General features: G+C 74.3%; 18 protein-coding genes. 7 read left to right on the forward strand and 11 right to left on the reverse strand.

The annotated features are described in order from the left end of the window. Nucleotides 1–954, forward strand: a complete 954-nt coding sequence (locus tag ACFVVX_RS27460; protein ID WP_387949303.1) for a reductase — start codon at nt 1–3, stop codon at nt 952–954. Between the two features lie 25 nt (nt 955–979). Next, nucleotides 980–1,864: an aldo/keto reductase gene (locus tag ACFVVX_RS27465; protein WP_387949381.1), complete on the forward strand. Its 885-nt coding sequence runs from the start codon at nt 980–982 to the stop codon at nt 1,862–1,864. Nucleotides 1,865–1,906: 42 nt separating this feature from the next. Here ACFVVX_RS27465 and ACFVVX_RS27470 read toward each other — a convergent pair whose 3' ends face one another. Then, nucleotides 1,907–2,719, reverse strand: coding sequence for a helix-turn-helix domain-containing protein (locus tag ACFVVX_RS27470; RefSeq protein WP_387949304.1), 813 nt, complete (start codon nt 2,717–2,719; stop codon nt 1,907–1,909). 187 nt (nt 2,720–2,906) lie between these two features. Between ACFVVX_RS27470 and ACFVVX_RS27475 the strand changes: the two genes are divergently transcribed. Then, nucleotides 2,907–3,896, forward strand: a complete 990-nt coding sequence (locus ACFVVX_RS27475) for an MBL fold metallo-hydrolase (protein ID WP_387949305.1) — start codon at nt 2,907–2,909, stop codon at nt 3,894–3,896. Between the two features lie 75 nt (nt 3,897–3,971). Here the strand turns inward: ACFVVX_RS27475 and ACFVVX_RS27480 are convergent, their stop codons facing one another. The 8 genes from ACFVVX_RS27480 to ACFVVX_RS27515 form a co-directional block, all read right to left on the reverse strand. Further along, nucleotides 3,972–5,639 (reverse strand): phospholipase D-like domain-containing protein, encoded by a 1,668-nt coding sequence (locus tag ACFVVX_RS27480; RefSeq protein ID WP_387949306.1) that lies wholly within the window; start codon nt 5,637–5,639, stop codon nt 3,972–3,974. Between the two features lie 270 nt (nt 5,640–5,909). Further along, the gene (locus ACFVVX_RS27485; protein ID WP_387949307.1) at nt 5,910–7,532 is read right to left on the reverse strand and encodes an alpha/beta fold hydrolase; all 1,623 of its coding nucleotides are present in this window, start codon (nt 7,530–7,532) and stop codon (nt 5,910–5,912) included. Between the two features lie 277 nt (nt 7,533–7,809). Further along, nucleotides 7,810–9,579, reverse strand: a complete 1,770-nt coding sequence (locus ACFVVX_RS27490) for a peptide-N4-asparagine amidase (protein ID WP_387949308.1) — start codon at nt 9,577–9,579, stop codon at nt 7,810–7,812. Between the two features lie 190 nt (nt 9,580–9,769). Then, nucleotides 9,770–11,017 (reverse strand): MFS transporter, encoded by a 1,248-nt coding sequence (locus ACFVVX_RS27495; protein ID WP_387949309.1) that lies wholly within the window; start codon nt 11,015–11,017, stop codon nt 9,770–9,772. Between the two features lie 170 nt (nt 11,018–11,187). Then, complete coding sequence (locus tag ACFVVX_RS27500) at nt 11,188–11,643, reverse strand: peptidase inhibitor family I36 protein (protein ID WP_387949310.1); 456 nt, start codon at nt 11,641–11,643, stop codon at nt 11,188–11,190. A gap of 161 nt (nt 11,644–11,804) precedes the next feature. Then, nucleotides 11,805–12,215, reverse strand: a complete 411-nt coding sequence (locus tag ACFVVX_RS27505) for a peptidase inhibitor family I36 protein (RefSeq protein WP_387949311.1) — start codon at nt 12,213–12,215, stop codon at nt 11,805–11,807. A gap of 323 nt (nt 12,216–12,538) precedes the next feature. Further along, a complete protein-coding gene (locus ACFVVX_RS27510; RefSeq protein ID WP_387949312.1) occupies nt 12,539–13,162 on the reverse strand; it encodes a 2'-5' RNA ligase family protein in 624 nt (207 codons plus the stop codon). A 32-nt stretch (nt 13,163–13,194) separates the two neighbouring features. Further along, nucleotides 13,195–13,812, reverse strand: coding sequence for a cupin domain-containing protein (locus tag ACFVVX_RS27515; protein WP_387949313.1), 618 nt, complete (start codon nt 13,810–13,812; stop codon nt 13,195–13,197). A 306-nt stretch (nt 13,813–14,118) separates the two neighbouring features. Between ACFVVX_RS27515 and ACFVVX_RS27520 the strand changes: the two genes are divergently transcribed. From ACFVVX_RS27520 to ACFVVX_RS27530, 3 genes are all read left to right on the forward strand, one after another. Beyond that, nucleotides 14,119–15,024: a LysR family transcriptional regulator gene (locus tag ACFVVX_RS27520; RefSeq protein ID WP_387949314.1), complete on the forward strand. Its 906-nt coding sequence runs from the start codon at nt 14,119–14,121 to the stop codon at nt 15,022–15,024. 418 nt (nt 15,025–15,442) lie between these two features. Then, nucleotides 15,443–17,716 carry a molybdopterin cofactor-binding domain-containing protein gene (locus ACFVVX_RS27525; protein ID WP_387949315.1) on the forward strand — a complete coding sequence of 758 codons (2,274 nt, stop codon included), beginning with the start codon at nt 15,443–15,445 and terminating at the stop codon, nt 17,714–17,716. Between the two features lie 96 nt (nt 17,717–17,812). Then, nucleotides 17,813–18,289, forward strand: a complete 477-nt coding sequence (locus ACFVVX_RS27530; protein ID WP_387949316.1) for a (2Fe-2S)-binding protein — start codon at nt 17,813–17,815, stop codon at nt 18,287–18,289. Between the two features lie 126 nt (nt 18,290–18,415). Here the strand turns inward: ACFVVX_RS27530 and ACFVVX_RS27535 are convergent, their stop codons facing one another. Further along, nucleotides 18,416–18,760, reverse strand: a complete 345-nt coding sequence (locus tag ACFVVX_RS27535) for a RidA family protein (RefSeq protein ID WP_387949317.1) — start codon at nt 18,758–18,760, stop codon at nt 18,416–18,418. Nucleotides 18,761–19,026: 266 nt separating this feature from the next. On the opposite strand from ACFVVX_RS27535, the gene ACFVVX_RS27540 reads away from it, so the two are divergent. Further along, the gene (locus ACFVVX_RS27540) at nt 19,027–20,244 is read left to right on the forward strand and encodes an alpha/beta hydrolase (protein ID WP_387949318.1); all 1,218 of its coding nucleotides are present in this window, start codon (nt 19,027–19,029) and stop codon (nt 20,242–20,244) included. 219 nt (nt 20,245–20,463) lie between these two features. Here ACFVVX_RS27540 and ACFVVX_RS27545 read toward each other — a convergent pair whose 3' ends face one another. Continuing rightward, nucleotides 20,464–21,060 carry a TIGR03086 family metal-binding protein gene (locus tag ACFVVX_RS27545; protein ID WP_387949319.1) on the reverse strand — a complete coding sequence of 199 codons (597 nt, stop codon included), beginning with the start codon at nt 21,058–21,060 and terminating at the stop codon, nt 20,464–20,466. Between the last annotated feature and the right edge of the window lie 115 nt (nt 21,061–21,175).

Here is a 21,175-nt window from a genome sequence, read left to right on the forward strand (position 1 = left end):
ATGAACAACGTCTGCGTCATCGGCGGAAGCCGCTACTTCGGTCTCCACCTGGTCACCCTGCTCCGGGACTCCGGTGCCCGCGTCACCCTGGTCAACCGCGGCTCCGAACCGCCCCCGCCCGGCGTCGACCACGTCCTGGCCGACCGGTCCGACGAGACCGCGCTGCGGGCCGCCCTCGGCGGCCGGACCTTCGACGCGGTGGTCGACCAGGTGCTCTACACGCCCGCCCAGGCCGCCGTGGCCCGCCGGGTGTTCGCCCACCGCACCGACCGCTACGTGATGACCTCCACGATGGAGGTGTACGACCCGGCGACCTCGCCGCTGGTGCGCACCGTACCGGGCGTGCCGGTGGCCGAGCAGACCGTCGACCCGGCCGGCTGGCCGGTGGACGCGGGCCTGCCGTGGCACGAGCCGGGCGCGATCACCCGGCACCTCGGCGAGGCGACGGGGTACGCGGAGGGCAAGCGGCAGGCCGAGGCGGTGCTCGCCCAGGACCCGCCGTTCTCCTGGGCGAGCGTGCGCAGCGCCCACGTCCTCGGCGGCGGCGAGCGGGACTTCACCGGCCGGCTGGCGCACTACACCGGGCTGATCGCGGCCGGCCGCCCGGTCGCGGTGCACGAGGACCCGCAGCCGACCTCCTTCGTCCACCACGAGGAGATCGCCGCCGCCCTGGCCCTGGTCGCCGCCTCCGACGCCGTCGGCCCGGTGAACGCCTGCTCCGCGGACCCGCTCGACGCGGTCGCGCTCGGCGAGCTGGTCGCCGACCGGCTCGGCACCACCGCGCGGTTCAGGCCGGCCGTCGGCGCGGACGCCTCGCCGTTCTCCTTCGACCGCTGGTACCCGATGGACGGCCGGCGCGCCGTCGAGCTCGGCCTGCGGTTCTCCCGGACGGCCGACTGGCTGCCCGCGGCCGTCGACGAGGCCGTCGCCGCCGACTTCCGAAAGGCGGCCTGACATGCCCCTCCCGCTCCCCACCCGGCTGCCGCAGCGCAGCATCGGCGGCGCCCCGGTCGGCGCGATCGGCCTCGGCGCGATGCCGCTCTCGGTCGAGGGCCGCCCGGACGAGGAGGCCGCACTCGCCACCCTCCACGCGGCGCTCGACGCCGGTGTCACGCTGCTGGACACGGCCGACTCCTACCACTGGCACGCCGGTGAACTCGGCCACAACGAACGGCTGGTGGCCCGCGCCCTGGCCGACCGGCCGGCCGCCGACCGGGCGGCCGCGCTGGTCGCCACCAAGGGCGGCCGCGGCCGGCCCGGGGACGGCTCCTGGACGGTCGACGGCCGGCCCGAGCACCTCCGGCGGGCCTGCGAGGGGTCGCTGCGACGGCTCGGCGTCGAGGAGATCGGCCTCTACCAGCTACACAAGCCGGACCCGGAGGTGCCGTGGGCCGAGTCGGTGGGCGCCCTGCGCGAGCTGCTGGACGCCGGGAAGATCCGCGCCGCGGGTGTCTCCAACGTCGACGAGGCGCAGATCCTGGCCGCCCGGGAGATCCTCGGCACGGACCTGGTCGCGGTGCAGAACCGCTTCTCCCCGGCCGTCCGCACCGCCGAGCCGGAGCTGCGGCTCTGTGAACGGCTCGGCCTCGCGTTCCTGCCGTGGAGCCCGCTCGGCGGCCTGTCGCGCAGCGCCCTGGACGGCCCCGCGGACACCACCGCCACCCGCACCGCGTTCCACCGGATCGCCGCCGAGCGCGGCGCGTCTCCCCAACAGGTGGGCCTGGCCTGGCTGCTGGCCCTGTCGCCCGCCGTCGTGCCGATCCCCGGCGCACGGCGGCCCGCCAGCATCCGGGACTCCGCAGCGGCCGCCGCGCTCACCCTCGACCCGGCCGAACTCGCCGCGCTCTCCTTGCCGTTCGCCTGACCGCCCACGCGCTGCGCCGACGGCCGCGCGGCATCCGGAAGGTCAGTGCGGCCCGAGCAGCGCACGCAGCCGGCCCGGCGGCAGGCCGGCCGCCCGGCGGACCACATGGGTCATGTGCGCCTGGTCCGCGAAGCCCATCTCATGCGCCAGCAGGCCGAGTTCCGCCTCGCCCTCGGTCAGCCGCTCCAGCACCCGGGTGACCCGCAGGCGGTTGCGGTAGCGGGCCAGGCCCTCGCCGGTGGTGGCACGGAAGATCCGGCTCAGATGGTGCGGGGAGCAGCCGACGGCCCGGCCGAGCTCCGCCAGGCCGAGTCCGGGCTCGGTCGCCAGCGCCGCGCGGGCGCCGTCCACCAGCCGCCGGCGGGCCGCCGTCCGCACCGGCAGGCCGCTCGCCGCCCGTTCCGGAGCCAACCCGGCCAGTACCCGGCCGACCAACGCCAGGGTGCGCTCGGCGAGTTCGAAGGCGTCCGCCTGCCCCCTGGCCCGGGCGGTGAGCAGCCGCTGCTCCAGCGCCAGCCGGGGGGTGGTGAACACCAGGCCCTGCGGCACCACCGGGTCGCCGCCCAGCAGGGTGGCCAACTGCGGCTCGGAGAGCACGATCTCGGTGTAGGCGTCGCCGCCGCACGGGTGCGCGAACTGCTGCTCGCAGCCCGGCCGTTCGACGTAGACGCTGGCCGGGTCGAGCACCTGCTCGACGCCGTCGGCCCGCCCCCGGACGAGACCCCGGCGCACCATGACCAGCCCGAAGACGGGGGCCGGGCGCAGCTCCGTCCAGCCGTGCGGCGGGTCCTCGCAGTGCACATCGGCGACGTAGAGGTCGTCGCCGCTCAGCAGACACCTGCGTTCGACCGGCATGGGCGCACCCTACCGCCGCCCCGCCGGGCTGTCGCCGCTTGCGCGCGGGGGGCGGCGATCGCACAAGAACCTACAAGCCGCCGGCGCACCGCGGGCGCCAGCATGGTCGGACCGGCGCCCCGCACAGGGGACGGGGTGCCGGTCGCCCCACCCCACTCCTCCCTCCCCCCTCGCGAAGGAGCCCCCGGTGAACCATCAGCACGCCCGCCCCGGACCGCGTCCCGGCCGCCGCCAGGTCCTGCGCGGTGCGGTCGCGGCCGCCGGCACGGCCTCCCTCTGGGGCCTCGCCGGGCGCCCGGCCCACGCCGACCGGGCCGCCGCCCCCGGGGGGAGGGTGGCGGCCCGGCAGCTCGGCCGGTTCGAGGTGCTGGCGCTGCTGGACGCGCACGGGACCTTTCCCGGCACCCGCCAGGAGGCGTTCCCGACCGCCGGCGCGGACGACTGGCAGCACGCCCGGGAGCTCGACCCGGCGGCCTTCGGGCCGGGCGACACCTGGGAGTTGGACTTCCGCTGCTACGCCGTCCGCGGTCCGGGCGGCCGGGTCACGCTGGTGGACACCGGGGTCGGTCCGGTCGGCAGTCCCGCCTCCGGCTGGGCGCCGGTCCCCGGGCGGCTGCCGCAGGTGCTGGCCGCCGCCGGAATCGCCCCGGGCGACGTGACCGCGGTGGTCCTGACCCATCTGCACGAGGACCACTACGGCTGGTCGGTACTGCCCGACGGCACCCCGGTGTTCCCCGACGCCCGGTACCTCGTCCAGCGGGCCGAGGTCGCGGCGCTCGCCGAGACCAGGACGGCGATGACGTACGTGGTGACGCCGCTGCGCCGGGCCGGGCTGCTGCGGGAGGTGGACGGCCGGGTCCGGCTGCCCGGTACCGGGCCGGCCTGCGACGCGCTCACCCTGCTGCCCACCCCGGGCCACACGCCGGGGCACCAGTCGCTCCTGGTCGACGGCGGCGGGCACCGGCTGGTGGTCACCGGGGACGTCCTGGTGCACGCCGTCCAGCTGGCCGACCCGGCGGTGGCCTACGCCTACGAGCTGGATCCGGCGCTCGCCCGGCGCAGCCGCGAGGAGCTGCTCGCCGAGGCCCGCCGCACCCGTGCGGTGCTGGCGACCGCCCACCTCAACCAGCCGTTCGTCCGGCTCCCCGGCCCGCCGCCGGCCCCGGGCCGGGGGTGACCCGGGGCCGGGGCCCGGGCCCGGGCCAGGCTCCGCCCCCGGGATGACGACGGAACCGGGCCGGGGTGACGGCGGTCAGACCCGGCAGCTGCCGGTGGCCCAGTCGACCGCGGCCGTGGCCTGCGAGTACTGCCACTCCGGGGCCAGCAGGTCGCGGTCCAGCTGGGCCGCGGCGGCCCGGTCCTCGACGATGTAGCCGAAGTCCTGGAGCCAGGCGGGGTAGAGGTTCTTCGAGCCGATGTAGAAGGCCGAACCGTCCACCGCGACCAGCTTGTGGTGCAGCGCGTAGGGGTGGCCGTCCGCCCAGGTGGCGGTCGGGGCCGCGCGGAAGGTGGCGAGCTGGAGGTTGCCGCAGAGGGCTGCCGAGGCCTTCGCCGGGTCGCCGGTGAGGGCGGTCAGCCGGGCCCGCAGGACGTCGCTCACCTCGGAGAGGGACTTGATCTGCGAGTAGCCGCCGCTGCCGACGGCGCCGCGGTTGGCCGGGTCGCTGACCACGATGCGCACCTTGACGCCGGCCGCGAGCTTGGCGGCCAGCGCGTCGTACAGGCGGGAGTCGTAGCGGGGCAGCGGCGGGCAGGTGCCGTTCATGTCCTGCTGGGAGATCTCGATGTGGCTGCGGGCGCTCTGGACCAGGGCCCGCAGCGCGTTCTCCTCGGGGTTGACCGTCTCGTAGTCCCGGTCGGCGTTGGTGTTGTCGTGCAGGGTGAGCGGGCCGCAGCGGGCGTCGGAGGCGGCGGCGACCGGGCCCGGGCGGTAGGGCGAGGTGGGGTCGTTGGCCTTGATGCCGACGCCGAGGCCGCCGACCGCGAGGACCGGGACGGTGCCGGTGGCGGGCGGGGCGGCCGGGTTGAGCTCGCGCTCGATCGAGGGGCGGCAGGCGCCGCCGTCGGAGGAGGCGAACCAGGCGTTGTCGAACAGGCCGGTGTTCTGGCAGGTCCAGCCCCACAGGGTGTCCAGGTAGCGGCCGGCCGAGCCGGCGGCGGGACCGGTCAGGGCGAGGTCGACGTCCGAGACGGGGTGCGCGGTGTCGAGGTAGTCGTCCTTCCACCCGTTGATGCCGCCGGCGATGACGCTGCGGCCGTCGACCACCACCAGCTTGGAGTGGTTCCAGGAGAACGCGGTGCGCGAGGTGGTCATCGAGGCGATGTTGAGCGTCACCGAGGCCGCTGCGGGACCGAGCTTGGCGAGCAGCTCGTCGCGGTAGCGGGACGGCAGCACGTTGGCGTTGTAGATCGGCGCGGCGCCGACCAGGATGCGCACCTGGAGCCGGTGGCCCGCGGCGGCCGAGGCCTTCAGGCCAGCCACCAAAGCGTCCTCGAAGCCTCCGTTGGGGAAGGGCGCGAGGGTGGAGACGTCGACGGTCCGGGTGGCGCCGGCGATGTCCGCCGTCATCCGGTCGAGCAGTGCGCGGGTACCGGGCCGGTCGGCGCAGGCGGCGTCGCCCCAGCAGCCCGGCGTCTGCAGCAGCCAGCCGGCCCGGTCGCCGGCGGGGGTGTCGAGGCTGTTGCCCTCGGTGCGCTGCCAGACCGCGCCCTCCAGGCCCGGCGACACCTGGCGCAGGACACTCTCGATCGCGTCGAGGTGCGGGGTCCCGTCGGTGCTCGCGCCGCCGGCCCCGGCGGCCGGCGAGGGGTCCGCCTGTGCCGGGAGGGCCGGGACGACGGCGAGCAGGGCGGAGGCGGCGGCGGTGGCCAGGGCGGACCGCAGGAGGCGGCCGGGACGGCGGGACCGGTGGAGGTGCACGTGATGTTCCTTCAGGAAGCGGCGGGTGGTTCACCCGTGGGACCCCCTGAGATTACCCAAAAGTAACATGGCGTCTAATCGGGACATGACAACAGGCCAGCTGTCCGGAATCACACCCGCCGTTCAGCCCCCGCCGTCCGGCGGAGACGGCGGAGACGGCGGCGGCCCGCACTGCGGCGGCGCAGACGACAGCGGAGACGACAGCGGCGGAGGGGGAGCGGCCGCGGGCCGCTCCCCCTCCGCCGTGGCATCACGCCGGGCGCGCCGGCGTCAGGCGGCCGACGGGAAGATCTCGGCGTCGGGGCGCAGGAGCTGGCCGGCCGCGGGCACCTTGCCGTCCACCAGGTACGAGGTGACCAACGCGTTCAGCGCCTTGCTGCGACCGATCGCGCAGTGCTCGATCGAGTCGACGCTGACCAGTACGGCGTTGCCCAGCTGCTGCTGCATGCGCTGGGCGAACTTGTACTGGGTGGCCGGGTCGTAGAGGTTGCCGATCACCAGGACGGGGTTGGCCGTCCGGCGGTTCCACGGGCCGGAGTACCGCTCGGCGTCACGCGCCGGAGCCGGCCAGCTCGCGCACGCGGGCGCGTCGAAGGCCTGGTACCGGCCGAAGGTCGGCGACTCCTGCTCCCAGGCCTTGGCCACGTTCGCGAACACCCGGGTGTTCGACGGGTACGGCTTGTCCTGGCAGTTGACCCCGTAGTAGGAGTCGTCGGTGGTGTACGGGGTGTCCGCCGGGGCCTCCCGCAGCGCCGCCGGAACGGTCTGTGCCAGCACCTTCGCCGCGTCCGTGGACGGGGCGGCCGCCAGCGAGGACACGGCCTGCGGCTGGATCGCCCGGTCCAGCGCCTGGATCGACACGGCGAGCGGCGCCAGCCGGCTCTGCGCGTAGAGGGCGTTGGCGACCTGACTGGTGAAGCTGCTCAGGGTGACCTGCGAGCCGTCCGGCAGGGTGACCGGGCTGGTGCGCAGGTGGTCGCGGATCGCGTCGAACCTGGCCCGGGTGTCGCCCTCGCCGAAGGCGCAGCGCGGGGCGCCGACCGCCTGGCAGCGCTTCAGGAACTCGTCCAGGGCGATCTCGAAGCCGTCCGCGCGCTGCCGGTCGTACTCCAGGCCGTTGTGCAGCCGGAGGTTCGGGTCGACGTTGCCGTCGATGATCAGCGCGCGCACCTTGTCGGGGTACATGCCCGCGTAGGTGGCGCCGATCAGCGTGCCGTAGGAGAACCCGGCGAAGTTGAGCTTGGCGTCACCGACGGCCCGGCGCATGCGGTCGAGGTCGCGGACCACGTTGATGGTCGACATGTGCTCGATCAGCGGGCCGGCGTTGCGGCTGCAGGCGTCGGTGTAGTCCTCGGTCGCGTCCAGCGTCTCGTCGACCTCGGCCCGGGTGACGGGCACGCCGGTCATCCGGCCGGTGATCGCGTCGGCCTCCTCGGCGGTCTTGAAGCACCGGAGCGGGTTGCTCCGGGCGACGCCGCGCGGGTCGAAGCCGATCAGGTCGAAGCTGTCCTGCACCTGGGGGGCGAACCGGGCGGTGGTCGCCCACAGGTAGCCGCTGCCGCCCGGGCCGCCGGGGTTGAGGAACAGCGAGCCGATCCGCTTGGCCGGGTCGCCGGCCCGGCGGCGCAGCATGGCGATGCCGATCTTCTCGCCCTTGGGGTTGTCGTAGTCGATCGGCACCGGGTAGACGGCGCAGTCGTAGATCTTCGGGTCCGGCTTCGACGGGTCGGGGTTGCAGGGCGTCCAGGCGACCGGGTCGACCTTCTCCGCGGCCGCGGCCGCGGCCACCCCGGGCGCCTGGTCCGTCGGCGCCGCCGACACCGCACCGGCGGTACCGGCGACGAGGGCGAGGGCGCAGGCGGCCGCCGCTGCAAGTGTGGATATGCGGGACAAGGAATCTCCTCCGTTTCTACAGAATCGGGCCCAGCCTGACAGTCCACGATCAGCAGGGGAAGGCCTCGTACACACCGAAGATCCTTTGGCTGAATACCGTTCTGGGAACAGGATTTGGCGCAAATCGAGCGAACCTGACGATAAATCGGCGCGCGCGACGCGGTGGCGCGGGTGTGCGGGTGTGCGGGTGTGCGGGCGATGCGGGTGGCACAGCTGGCGCGGGTGGCGCGGGTGGCCACCGCCCGGCGGCGCCGGAGGCCGCCGGGCGGTTCCGGGCCTACCCCGCCGGCCAGCCGTCCACCATCGTGAGGCTGCGGTGGTAGGGCCCGTCGGGGCCGGTGCTGCGGTAGTCCTCGACCGACCTTCCGGTGCGGACGGTGCCGTCGCCGTCGTGCCGGTGGGCGGACGGGCTCAGCGTGTGGTCGACGGTGGAGCGTTCGGTGATCCGGGCGCCCACCGCGGTGGTGGCCTCCCGGTGGTAGCCGAGGTCCATGGCCGTCCACTGGTCCCCGGCGCCGGCCGCGTCCCGGGCGACGCGGTAGTCCACGTCCAGCGGTGCGCCCTCGTGGACGGTCGCGGTGCGGCGCGGGCCGGCACCCGAGGTGGCGGTGGTGCGGGTGAGGTCGGTGCGGTTGTGCAGCGTCAGGTCGTTGCCCCCGTCGCGCAGTTGCTGGTCCGAGCGGAAGGAGAGGTCGTCGCGGACCTCGGTGGTGATCCGGCCGTGCGAGGTCTGCACCCAGCCCCGGGCCAGGTCGTGCCGGCTCGCCGTGACGCACCAGTCCGCACTGCCGCCGCCCCGGTCGGTGAGGGCGGTGCCGACGGCGGCGTCCGGGGCGACCCGGTGCTCGGTGAGCTGCCCGGTGGTGCGGGCGGCGCCGTGGTCGACCTCGGCGAACAGGTTGACCTGGCCGCTCCAGAGGTCGTTGCCCTGCGCCTCGGCGGCGTTGACGGCGATGCCGAGGGAGTGCGGGCGGCCGTCCAGCAGCAGCCCGACGTAGGGCGTGAGGTCCACCTGGTAGGCGGGCAGGTCGAAGGCGAAGATCCCCGGGGTGGGCCGCCAGAGCAACGGGTCCCAGCCGCCGGTGTAGATCACCGGGTACGGCCACACCGCGCCGGCCGTCCGCCCGTCGACGGTGAGCCGCAGCTCGCGGAACGGGCCCTTGCCGCAGGCGCCGAGACCGGGGTTGGCGCGGACGAACTCGTCGGGCGCGGAGGCGTACGCGAACTCCTCGCAGGCGCCGCCGCCACGGGCGTACACCTCGGCGGTCAGGCGCTCCAGGTTCTGCGGGAGGGTGAGCTCCCGGGCGGCCGCGGGAGCGGCCTGGGTGAGGCCGAACGGGCCGGTGGTGAGCAGCCGGTCGGCGGTGTGCGCGGCGGGCCAGCGCGCGGACGCGGTGTAGAAGGTGAGGCTCGCGGAGATCCGGAAGACGCCGGTATAGGTGGCGTCGGTGACGTTCGCCAGGTCGAAGGAGAACGGCTGCGGGCCGCCCGTGAGCAGCGGGGCGTAGCGGGTGACGTCCCGTTCGACCGCCCACTCGATGCCGTCCGCGGAGGGCTCGGGGGTGGAGGAGAGCATCACCTGCACGCCTCCGATCCGGACGGAGAACAGCCGGTCGAACTGCCGCCCCGCCACCTGCCCGTGCAGGTCCAGTACGACCGCCGACCACGGTCCGGCGCACTCGGCGGGCGCGGTGACGGTGGCGGTGTACGGGGTGTCGGGCGGGCTGCCGTAGCCGTCGCGGAACGGCTGGTCGTGCATCACCTCGGCCTTGCAGGAGCGGGTGTCCGGCCGGTGGAGCGGCTTCACGGCAGTGACGGGGTCGTGGTAGTCGGTGCCGAAGTCGGCGTACGCGGGACCGCCGGCGGCCAGCGCACCGGCGAGGGCGAGGACGAGGGCGGCCAGCACGGCGGCGGCCCGGCGGAACGGGCCGCCGCGGAGCCGGCCCGGGCTGTTCGGCGCTCGGCGGATCGGCGCTCGGGGGATCTCTGCTCGGCGGATCCGTGCTCGGCGGATCTGTGCTCGGCGGATCGGCAGGTGAACGGCCAACGGGGTCCCTCTCCTCGGACCGGACGGGCGACCCGGGCATCCTCCCGGCCCTGGCATGACACCGTCAAGCATCGGGCCCGCCCCGAACCGGCCCGCCGTGCACCGAGGTTGCACCCCGGGATCCCTGCGGGCACCCCACCCCTCACCCAGTCAGCCCGGCAGACCCTCAGACCCTCAGACCCTCAGACCCTCAGACCGGCGACGGGACCACCGGCGCCCCGGCGGCCTCCGGTGCCAGGCGGGCGCGGTCCCGCTCCGCCCACCGCACCGCCGGACCCATCGCGCAACCGGCCGCCAGGAAGAGCCCACCGAGCAGCAGCCAGCCGGGCGCTCCCCAGTCCAGCAGCAGCGTCGTGAGCAGCAACGGCCCCAGGGTGCGCGCCACCGCCACACCCGTACCGAAGAAGCCCTGGTACTGGCCGGTCTGGTGGGCCGGGGCCAGGTCGAAGGCGATCTGCCAGGAGCCCGCGGACTGCTTCATCTCGCCGGCGACCTGGAGCGTGGCCCCCACCACCAGAAGTGCCCCCATGCCCCACAGCGGAAGGTCGGCGGCCGACAGCGCGAACACCGCGCACGAGGCGAGCAGCAGGACACCCGCGTCGCGCACCGCCCGGGAGGCGGACGGCAGCCCGCTGACACTACGGGCGGCCCTGACCTGGAAGGCCATCACGACACCGGTGTTGAGCACGAACAGTGCCGAGCCCAGCCAGCCGAGATCGCTCGACCGGGCCGCGATCCACAGCGGGATCACCAGGCTGAGCAGCGGCATCCGCAGCAGCAGCACCGTGTTGACTAGCGCCACGACGGCGTACCGCCGGTCCGACAGCACCGCGAGCCTCGGCCCGCCCTCGGCCCGCCCGGCGGCCGGTGCGACCTCGGGCAGCCGCAGCAGGATCAGGGCGCAGGCCAGGAACCCCAGCGCGTCGACCGCGAAGACCGCCAGGAACGCGGCCCTCGTCCCGACGCTCAGGGCGACGCCGCCGAGGGCCGCGCCGAGGGCCAGGCCCGCGTTGAGCGTCGACTGCAGCCGGGCCAGCACCTCCGTCCGCTCCGACGGTGCGACGAGTCCGCCGATCAGCGCCTGACGGGCGGCGGTGAGCCCCGACTGCGCGGTGGCGTACAGGCAGACGGCGACCAGGAACGGCCCGAACGAGCGGACCACCAGGAAGGTGGCGACGGCCGCCGCGGTGGCGAACGCCAGCAGCACCGCCGTGCCGCGCGGCCCACGCCGGTCGGCGAGGTGGCCGAGCGGCACTCCCGCCAGCGACCCCACGGCCCACGCCATCGCCAGGCCGACACCGAGCCGCGTCGCCGACATGCCCACGACGTGGGTGAAGTACAGCGCCGAGCAGGTGTAGTAGGCACCGTCACCGACGGCGCTGATCAACTGGGCGACGACCAGAGTCCGCTGTGGTCCGGCGGGCGGGATGGGACGCATGGGCGGCACTCCTGGCTGAGGCGGCCCACCGGCCGCTCGTTCACCTCGACTCCGTCCAGACTAGGGGTCAAGTGGACCAGCGGACAGAGCCAGTTGCAGCTCCTGACGGTGGGCCACTTTACTCCCCCGAACGTACGGATCCGACGGCGGCACCCCGGTCCGCCGGGCCGTCAGCAGAGGAACCTGTGAGACGCGTTCTGGTTCTTCAGCTTGGAGTTGAGATTGGCCCATCCCCCCCTGGTGATCACCTGGTACGCATAGCTCCCGTTGAAGCCCGAGTTGTAGTAGATCGCGACATCACAACCGCTCTCGTTGAGTACCGACGCCGCGTTGTTCCACACGTGCTGCCCGACACCACTGCAAAGAGGACCGTCCCCGTGCGCCTGCGCACTGCAGACGAATTCCGCACCACCGGGCTGACCCTCGATATTGAAAGCATAATTCGAGACATCGTAGTTCACATCGAACACCGACCCGGCGACGTTCGAATTGTAGTAGAGGCAGATCTCGCCCTCGTCGCACCAGCCGTCCAGGTTCGACTGATAAAGCGGCGAAGCCTGCGCCTCACTCGAAACGGCCACATTCGCGCCGGCCACCAGGAGCGTCACAGCCCCAAGGACTGCCATTCGCCTCAACATGTTCATCCTCCCGCATCCGCAGAACTGCCCGACCTCGATCCGGGGCACCGACGACAAGCGGGCACGGCCATACCGCCGCACCCGCTCCAAGGGCCCCGGATCCACTGCCGCATGAACCTACAGGAATGGCCGCACCATAGCGGCCCGCGTCAGCAGAGGAACTTGTGAGACGCGTTCTGGTTCTTCAGCTTGGAGTTGAGATTGGCCCAGCTCCCCCTGGTGATCACCTGGTACGCGTAGCTCCCGTTGTAATTCGAGTTGTAGAAGATCGCGACATCGCAGTTGCTCTCGTTGAGCACAGCTGCCGCGTTGTTCCACACGCTCTTCCCGGCGCCGTTGCAGAGCGGACCGTCCCCGTGCGCCTGCTTGCTGCAGACGAACTCCGCGCCACCGGGCTGACCGGGGACCGGGAAGCCGTAGTGCGAGACGTTGAAGTTCACGTCGAACACCGCTCCCGCGATGTTCGAGTTGTAGTAGAGGCAGATCTCACCCCGATCGCACCAGCCGTCCAGGTTCGACTGGTACAGCGGATCAGCCTGCGCCTCGCTCGAGACGACCACATTCGCACCGGTCACCAAAAGCGTCACAGCCCCGAGGGCCGCCATTCGCCTCAACATGTTCATCTTTCCACCTTCACAAAAACTGCCGATCCTCGAACCGGGGCACACCGACGACAAGCGGGCACGGCTATACCGCCGCACCGCTCCAGGGCCCTTGATCCACTGCCGCATGAGCCTACAAGAAATGGCCGCACCATAGCGGCCACCGGATCCCGCCCCACCCGAAACTGACCGAAACGCCATGAAATACCGCATAGAGCCGACACCCCCCGGCCCGCTGCGGCAGTCTTTCCGCCGACAAATACCCTGCGGCGCGATCCTCGCTACTCCTCCGGACCGGCGGGTGGGGCCGGCCACCGCAATTCGCCCGTACCCAGAGCAACCGTCAACCGCACGCGCATCGGGCCCTCGCCGCGGCGGGACAGGACGACCAGCTCGTCGACCCGCGCCGAGGTGGCGCCGAGCCGCACGGCGCATTCGGCGGCGAGCCGGCGCGGTTCGCGTGTCCGCCCCAGCGACAGGTGCGGGGTGAAACCGTCGGCCCGGCCCCGGCAGTGGGGGAAGCGCTCCACCAGCGCGTCGTACAGCGCGGCCCAGGGCGCCGGGTCGCCGGCCGCGGGGTCGAGCCAGACGGTGGAGTCGTGGCGGTGCCGGAAGCTTCGCACACCCCGGAGGCGGGCGGTGAACGGCGCGTGCGAGGCCGCCGCGGCGGCCAGCAGCGGCGCGGCCGGGCCGAGGTCCGACTCGGGGACGAAGCCGAACAGCAGGTTCACGTGCGGGGGCCAGCGGCGGATCTGCGGGTCGTGCTCCTGCCGGATCCCCTGGATCACCGGCCACAGCCCGGCCGGCGGGAGCCAGGCCACCGCCGTCCGGGGCGTCGGTGCGACGTCCAGCAGGCCCGGGAGGTCGGCGGGGCCCGGGCGGCCGTCGGTCGGGTGGGCGTCCACCCCTCCATGGTCCCGCTCGCCGGCCTCCCGCGTCAGCGGACGTCGCGGGACCAGGTGTCGCCAGGCCGGACTTCGCGGGACCGGGCGTCTCCGGACCAGACGTCCCTCGGTCGGACGTCCCCCGACCGGACGTCCCCGGACCGGGCGCGCTGCCAGGGCGCTGGGTCCGTGAAGTGCACGTCATAGCGATCCTGTTCGGCGAGCAGGCCGTCGAAGCTGTCCTGCCCCGCCGCGATCCGCCCGAGGTGGCGGAAGTAGCCGAAGCGCTCGACCGCGGGCGACATCACCACCAGCAGGTCGGCCGTGCTCCCCGGCGCCGCGCCGAACGCGTGCGGCAACCCGGGCGGAACGACCAGCAGATCGCCCGCGGCAGCAGTGGTCGGGCGGTCGCCGAGCAGGAACTCCGCCACACCCCCGAGCACGTAGAACAGCTCGGAGGATCGCGCGTGGAAGTGCGGCCTGGCGCCATCGGCCCCCTCCGTCAGGGTCAGGCGGTTCGCCCCGAAGGCGCCACCACCACCCTCACCACCGCCGTCCACGAGCAGCTGGAAGGCGCCGCCCGCGGCAAGCGCGACGAGTTCGGCGCCCGCCCCGCGGACGACCGCGGCCTCCCCGGGGCCGGGACGGGTCGAGGGGGCGAACTCAGGCACGACGTCAGGCACGACGTCAGGGACGGCGTGAGGGACGGCGTGAGGGGCGGTGTCAGAGGCGGGGCGGGACGGCATCGGTGCTTCCTCGGTCCGTGGTCAGGTGGCCGGCGGTCAGGCAGACCGGCCGGCGGCCGGGCGATCAGGCGGTTCACTCCGCCAGGCGGCCGGGACCCATTCGACCGCGGGAATACCGCCCGAACCAGCCCCGGTTGGCGATGGCACCGATCACCGATCGCGATGGATCGGCGCGGCCGCGCACCCGCCCCACCCGGCGGGCCCGCGCATCGACGGTCCGAAGGGGGTGCGGTGGAGCTGCGGCAGCTGGCCTACCTGGTGGCGGTGGCCGAGGAGGGCGGGTTCGGCCGCGCCGCCGAGCGGCTGAGCATCGTCCAGTCCGCGGTCAGCCAGCAGGTCCGGCGGCTGGAGCGCGAGCTCGGGCTGGTCCTCTTCGACCGCTCGTCCCGGCGGATCCGGCTGACGGCTGCCGGGGAGCGCCTGCTGCCCGAGGCCCGCGCCGTCCTCGCCGCGGCCGAGCAGACCCGCCGGGTGGCCGCCGAGATCACCGCCGGCGCCGAGGGCGTGCTGCGGCTGGGCGCCGTCCACGGGCCCGGCGACCGGCTCTACCGTGTCCTGGCCGCACTGGCCGAGCTCGCCCCGCAGCTGCGGGTCCGGCTCACCCGGGCCGCCCCGACGCAGCGTCTAGCGCTGGTCCGCTCCGGCGCGCTCGACGCCGCCTTCGTCCGCGGCCCGGCCGCCGTCCCCGGCCTGGACCTGCTCCCGCTGTGGAGCGACCCGCTGTACGCCGCACTGCCCGCCGTCCACCCGCTCGCCGCAGCGGCCGATGGCACCCCGCTGCGCCTGGGCCAACTCGCACACCTCCCCCTGCGGTTGGCGCCCCGCACGGACAACCCGCCGTTCCACGAGCTGGTCACCGCCGCCTGGCACACGGCCGGCCTGGCCCCGCCACCGCCCGGGCCGCCGTTCACCACCCTGCGCGAGACCCTCACCGAGATCGCGGACGACCCCCCGTCGTGGACGGTGTTCTACCAGGTCTCCGGTCTGCCCCCGGTCCCCCGCGTCGCCTACCGCCCCCTCGCCGACCTCACCGTCACCACCTCCCTCGCCGTCCGAAGCGGCGCACCGCCGCCGGCCGTGCGCCGACTCCTCCAGGCCCTGCACCTCGTGAACTCCCCGGCACCGGGGAGAAGTTGATCAGATCGCCGCACACCGACAGTCACCGGATCGACACGCAGCGCAACTCGCCGCCCGCGCACCGGCAGCCGGTCGCCGGACTCCTCACCCCCTTCGCCGCGGCGGCCTCCCACAACGGGGGCGGGCTGCCCTGTCGCGCGCCCCCCACCGTCCGTACCCGCCCCATCCGCGCCTCGTCAGGCGCTCCGACGGCGCACGCACCAGGGTTCGAGCACCTGCCCGATCGCGCGCGAACCGGCGGTGTTGACCCGTCAGTAGAGCCCTCCTATGCTCAACCGCGTTCGCGATCCGGCACCGGGGCCGGGGGCCTCCCAGGCCCGCCCGGCCGGAGCCGCCATCGGTTCGAAGGGCTTCTCCCATCAGCACCTCCATCGCACCCGGCGCCAGCGCGCCGGAAACCGCCGCACGGGACGCCGCCGTGCGGGACACCAGCGCGCCGGAGACCGCCGCGCGGGACGCCGCCGACCCCGCCGGGGCCGCCGCGCCCACCGGCCGCCGCCGCTTCCTCACCTACCTGCTCGCCGCCCCGACCCTCACCGTCGGCGCCCGGCTCGGCCTCGATGCCGTCGCACCCACCACCGCCGCCGCCCAGCCGGCCGCCGTGCGCGCCGAAGCGGCCGCCGCCGCACCGCAGTTGCTCGGTCTCCCCGGCATTCCGGACATCGTCGACCTCGGCGACGCGCTGATCCTGGCCGGCCTTCCCACCGCACACCTGCTGGTCCTGGAGATCACCACCGCCGGACGGGCCGCGCTGTACCTCCCGCGCCTGGAGGTCGGCCAGGGCCTCACCACCACCATCGCGATGCTGGTCGCCGACGAACTCGACGCCCGCCTCGCCGACGTCGACGTCCCGCTCTCCGACGGCCGCCCGGACCTGCTGTTCAACCAGCTCACCGGCGCCTCCAACTCGGTGCGCTCGCTGTACGACCCGGTCCGCGCCGCGGCCGCCGCCGCCCGCGCCCGGCTGGTCACCGCCGCCGCCCGCCGCTGGGGGCTGCCCGCCGACACCCTGCGCACCGCCGACTCGGCCGTCCTCGCCCCGGACGGCCGACGGGCCGGCTTCGGCGAACTCGCCGAGGCGGCCGCCGCCATCGCCGTCCCGGCCGTGCCGAGCACCCCCAAGACCCCCGACCAGCTGCGCCTGGTGGGCCGCCCGACCGGTCGGATCGACGCCCGCGACATCGTCACCGGCCGGGCCAAGTACGCCGGCGACCTGGCCGTCCCGGGCGCCGTCCCGACCGTGGTCGCCCGCCCGACCACCATCAACGGCACCCTCAGGTCCCTGGACGCCTCCGCCGCCCGCGCCATGCCCGGCGTGCTCGGCGTGGTCCGGATCCCCAGCGGAGTCGCGGTGCTCGCCGAGACCTTCGACCAGGCGCTGAAGGCCCGCGACGCGCTGCAGACCTCGTGGAACCCCGGCCCGGTGGCCGCGCTCTCCGACGCCGACATCCGCCGCCAACTGCGCGCCAGCCACCTACCGTTCCTGGTACCGCCGCTGCTCACCCAGTACGTGGACGGCGAGTTCGACTTCGCCTTCGTCAACCATGCGCCGATGGAGGTGCTGACGGCCGTCGCCGACGTCCGGCCGAACCGCGCCGAGATCTGGTTCGCCTCGCAGACGCCGATCGTCGCCCAGCAGGCCATCGCCGCCGAACTGGGCCTGCCCCAGGGCGCCGTGACCGTCCACGTGGTGCGCGGCGGCGGCTCGTTCGGGCGCCGGCTGTTCTTCGACGCGGCGCTGGAGGCCGCGCAGATCTCCCGGGCGGCGGGCCGACCGGTCAAGCTGATGTGGACGCGCAACGACGACATGCGCCACGGCCGGATGCGCCCCGCCAGCCACCACCGGGTCCGTGCCACCTTCGCCCTCGGCCAGGTGCTCAGCTACGAGCACCGGGCCGCCACCGTGCAGACCGACTTCCGGCACGGCCTCGGCGAGGCGCTCACCGCCGCCGGGTTCAGCCTGTCGGTGGCCGGGATCAGCCTCGCCCAGGCCTTCTTCCTGCTCAGCGAGAAGAACCCGTACAACGTCGGCATCGTCACCCAGCTGCTGTCGGAGCTGCCGCTGGACATGCACACCGGCAGCTGGCGGTCCGTGTACTCGGGCACCGTCCGGGTCGCCGACGAGATCATGATGGACGAGATCGCCCGCCGCCTCGGCCAGGACCCGGTCGCCTTCCGCCGGGCCCGGATCCGCGACACCGGGGGCCGGGCCGTACTGGACAAGGTCGCCCAGGCCGGCCGGTGGGGCCGCCCGATGCCCGCCGGACAGGCCCAGGGCATCGGCTACCACGACGAGAACGGCGGCCGGACCGCCTACCTGGTCGAGCTCGACGCCAGCGACCCCGGGCAGCCGCGCGTCACCAAGGCCGTGATCGCCGCCGACCTGGGCCGGGTGATCAACCCGCGCGGTCTGGAGGCCCAGCTGACCGGCGCGCTGATCGACGGCATCTCGGTGATCCTCCAGGCCGGCAACCACATCGACCACGGCGCCGTCCGCGAGGGCAGCTTCGCCGACTTCCGGTACGCCCGGCAGCGCCACACGCCGCCCTCGGTCGAGATCCACCTCATGCCACCGAGCGGACCGCCCGGCGGCGCGGGCGAGTTGGGCGTCCCGGCGGCCTCGGCTGCGGTCGCCAACGCCTACGCGCGGGCGACCGGCACCAGCCCCCGCTCGTTCCCGATCAACTTCTGACCGCGCAATCCGGAAGCCCCGCACACCCGGCCCCCGCACAGCTGGACCGCGGACTCCGGACCCCCCTCTGACTCTCCCGAAGGGCCCCGCCTCACCATGCCCAGCCACACCTTCGTCCTCAACGGGCAACCGGTCACCGTCGAGGCCCCGGACGACATGCCGCTGCTCTGGGTCCTGCGCGACAAGCTCGGCGTCACCGGCCCCAAGTACGGCTGCGGCGTCGGCGTCTGCCGCGCCTGCACCAGCCACCTGGACGGCGAGGAGTTCCAGCCCTGCACGCTGGCCGTCAAGGACTGCGCCGGCCGCCGGGTCACCACCATCGAGGGCCTGGCCGACGGCGAGACGCTGCACCCCGTCCAGGAGGCCTGGCTGGAGTGCGACGTCGCCCAGTGCGGCTTCTGCCAGCCCGGCCAGATCATGACGGCGGTCGCCCTGCTGCGGCGCACCCCGGCCCCCACCGACGCGGACATCGACCAGATCCAGAACATCTGCCGCTGCGGGACCTACCCCCGCATCCGCGAGGCGATCAAGAAGGCGGCCGCCCGGGGAGCCGTCCCGGGCACGCCCTCGTAGGGCCACGTCCTCGGTCGTGCCCGCCCTCCCCGGCACCCCGCCGACGCCCGGGGCCGGCTACCGGATGCCCGGCCCCGGGCGGGCTGAACGCGGCTCGCGATGGTTCAGCGATGGTTCAGCGGTGGGTCAGACGGCGGCGGTCACGAGGATCTCGACGAGCACCTCGGGGCGGTAGAGCCGGGCTTCCACGGTCGCGCGGGCGGGCGTGGCCCCGGCGGGCACCCAGGCGTCCCAGGCGAGGTTCATCTCGGCGAAGTCCGTGATGTCCGCGAGGAAGATCTCCGCACGGAGCACCTTGGTCTTGTCGCTGCCGGCCTCCGCCAGCAGGCGGTCGACGGAGGCCAGGACCTGCCGCGTCTGCCCCTCGACACCCTGGTCGATGTCCGCGGCCACCTGGCCCGCCAGGTACACGGTGCCGTTGTGCACCACGGCCTCGCTCATGCGCTCGCCCGAACCGAACCGCTGGATCATGGGGGGACCTCCTGTAGATCGTCAAGGAGCGCCGATGGTAGCCGCGGCGCCGCACCACCGTCGGCCGCGTCCACAGGATGGCCTCCGACCTGCACCGCCACCGCGATCCCGCCGCCCGAACCCGGTCAGGCACCTCACCCGGCACCCCACCGGCACCGCGCCGCCCGGACCCGGTCGGCCCCCGGACCCGGCAGCAGCCGACCTGGCCAGATTGGTCCAGTCCACTTAAAGTGAGAGCCCGTCAGGACGGCCGACCCAAGGGGTGGATGACGATGATCAGGCGCCGGTCACTGCTGGCACTCGCGGGTCTGGGCGGCGCCACCCTCAGCCTGCCCACCGCACCCGCCCGGGCCGACTCCCCCGGTACGGCCGCCTCCCCCGGGGCCGCCGCGGCACCCGGCGCGCCCGCCCGGCCGCGCGTGATCGACCTGCCGGCGCCCACCCTCCGGCGCCCGGTCGGCACGGTCTCACTGCACCTGGTCGACCGCGCCCGCCAGGACCCGTTCGCCCCCGTCCCCGGCCCGCGCGAGCTCATGGTCCAGCTCTGGTACCCGGCCCTCGCCACCGGCGGCCGCGCCCGCGCGCCCTACACCACGCCGCGGGTGGCCGCCGCCATCGACGCCGGTCTGCCGCTGGACCCGGGCACGATCGCCGCCGTCCGCCCGACCGCCCGCACCGGCGCACCCGCCGTACCGGGCGCCCTGCCGCTCCTGCTGCTGGGGCACGGCCGCAAGGGCGGCCGCAGCAACTGCACCGCGCTGGCCGAGGAGTTGGCCGCCCACGGCTATCTGGTCGCGGCGATCGACCACACCTACGACGCGACCGCCGTGGAGTTCCCCGACGGCCGCCTGATCCGCAGCGCGCTGCTCGACGACCCGGCGGACTGGGACGCCGCCGAACGAAAGGAGATCGCCGCCCGGGTCGGCGATATCCGCTTCGTGGCAACGGAGTTGACCGAACGCCGGACCGGCGCGCAGGCCGGCCTGCCCACGGCCGACCCCCGGCGGATCGGCGTGCTGGGCCACTCGATGGGCGGGGCGGCCGCCGCCGAGGCCGTCCGCCAGGACGACCGCTTCGCGGCCGGACTCGACCTGGACGGCGGCCTGTTCGGCTCACCGGTGGCCGAACTCGGCCTGGACCGACCGCTCCTGCTGCTCACCTCACTCGCCGACCACGACACCTGGCAGCGCTGGCGCGAGCACCAGCACGCCTGGGGATGGCAGTTGAGGGCGCGCGACACCGGCCACCTCAGCTTCACCGACCTCCCGCACGCCGCCGCACCCGGCGGCCTGGCCGGCCGCATTCCGGCCGACGTGTACGCCGCCCTGTTCGGCACGATCACCCCGACCCGGGCAACCGAGCTGACCCGCGTCTACACCCGCAGCTACTTCGACCACTTCCTGCGCGGCCGCCCGACCCCCCTGCTGAACAGCCCCTCGGCCCGCTTCCCCGAGATCGAGTTCCACTGGACCCGCGACCGCTAGGGTCCGCATCGAATGACGATCAATCTGCGGATCCGCTCTCGCGGCGGGATGAGAGCGGGAGCGGCCCTTTGATCCAGATCATCGAGGCGCACAGCTGGAGGCCGGTCAGGTAGCTGTCCGGGGCCAAGAGACGGAGCAGGAAGTCGGCGAGACCGACTTCCTGCTCCGCGACCGCAGGGCCTCACACCGGGAGACCGGACCCGCGGCGCCGGCGCAGGGTCAGTGCCACGCCGGGTCGCGGCCGAAGAAGGCGGCCAGCCGGTCATAGGGCGCGGCGTCCTCCGGGACGGACACCTCCGGGCCGAAGGCGTGGTTCTCCTCCTCCGCTCCCCGGTACGCGGGGCTCAGCGCACCGCGGCCCCAGGCGAGCGAGGCGAGAGCCGCCTCGTGGTCGAGCCCGTCGGTGGACTGCCCGGTGGCCCGCGCCAAGTCCCAGCCGTGGACGGCGAACTCGGCGGTCTGCTGGTCCACCGGGAAGCGGGCGGGCAGCGTGCCGCCACCGGGGACCTCCAGCACCCCGTCGAGGTCGCCGGCCGCGCGCCAGGCGGCGACCAGCTCCTCGGCGCCGGCCTCGAAGCGGTGCAGCCAGTCGTCCTCCACCCGTTCGAAGGGCTGCGTCCAGTCGGGTTTGCCGCCGGTCGCCCGGAGGGTGAACTGCGTCAGGTCGAACAGCAGATGGCTGATCAGCCCGCCCACGTCCCAGGACCGGCAGGGCGTCGGGTGGGTGGCCAGCTCGACGCCCGTGCCGTCGATCAGCCCGGCGGTCTGGGCGAGCACCCGGGCGAGCAGCTCGATCGGGTCTTCTGCGGCGGTCATGGTGCACCTCTCGGGTTCCGGAGCACGGCGTCGGACCGGCCGATCGTAAGCACGGCCACCGACAACCGGCCCGGCGCAACACCGCCGAGCCGGTCCGAGCCACACGAGCCACACC

The organism is Kitasatospora sp. NPDC058170, assembly GCF_042883905.1.
In the GTDB taxonomy this organism is placed as follows: domain Bacteria; phylum Actinomycetota; class Actinomycetes; order Streptomycetales; family Streptomycetaceae; genus Kitasatospora.

Bases quoted from the DNA above. Each gene is read 5' to 3' on its own strand.
- ACFVVX_RS27495 (WP_387949309.1), bottom strand. From the start codon at position 11,017: ATGCGTCCCATCCCGCCCGCCGGACCACAGCGGACTCTGGTCGTCGCC.
- ACFVVX_RS27535 (WP_387949317.1), bottom strand. From the start codon at position 18,760: ATGATCCAGCGGTTCGGTTCGGGCGAGCGCATGAGCGAGGCCGTGGTG.
- ACFVVX_RS27530 (WP_387949316.1), top strand. From the start codon at position 17,813: ATGCCCAGCCACACCTTCGTCCTCAACGGGCAACCGGTCACCGTCGAG.
- ACFVVX_RS27470 (WP_387949304.1), bottom strand. From the start codon at position 2,719: ATGCCGGTCGAACGCAGGTGTCTGCTGAGCGGCGACGACCTCTACGTC.
- ACFVVX_RS27500 (WP_387949310.1), bottom strand. From the start codon at position 11,643: ATGGCAGTCCTTGGGGCTGTGACGCTCCTGGTGGCCGGCGCGAATGTG.
- ACFVVX_RS27540 (WP_387949318.1), top strand. From the start codon at position 19,027: ATGACGATGATCAGGCGCCGGTCACTGCTGGCACTCGCGGGTCTGGGC.
- ACFVVX_RS27460 (WP_387949303.1), top strand. From the start codon at position 1: ATGAACAACGTCTGCGTCATCGGCGGAAGCCGCTACTTCGGTCTCCAC.
- ACFVVX_RS27545 (WP_387949319.1), bottom strand. From the start codon at position 21,060: ATGACCGCCGCAGAAGACCCGATCGAGCTGCTCGCCCGGGTGCTCGCC.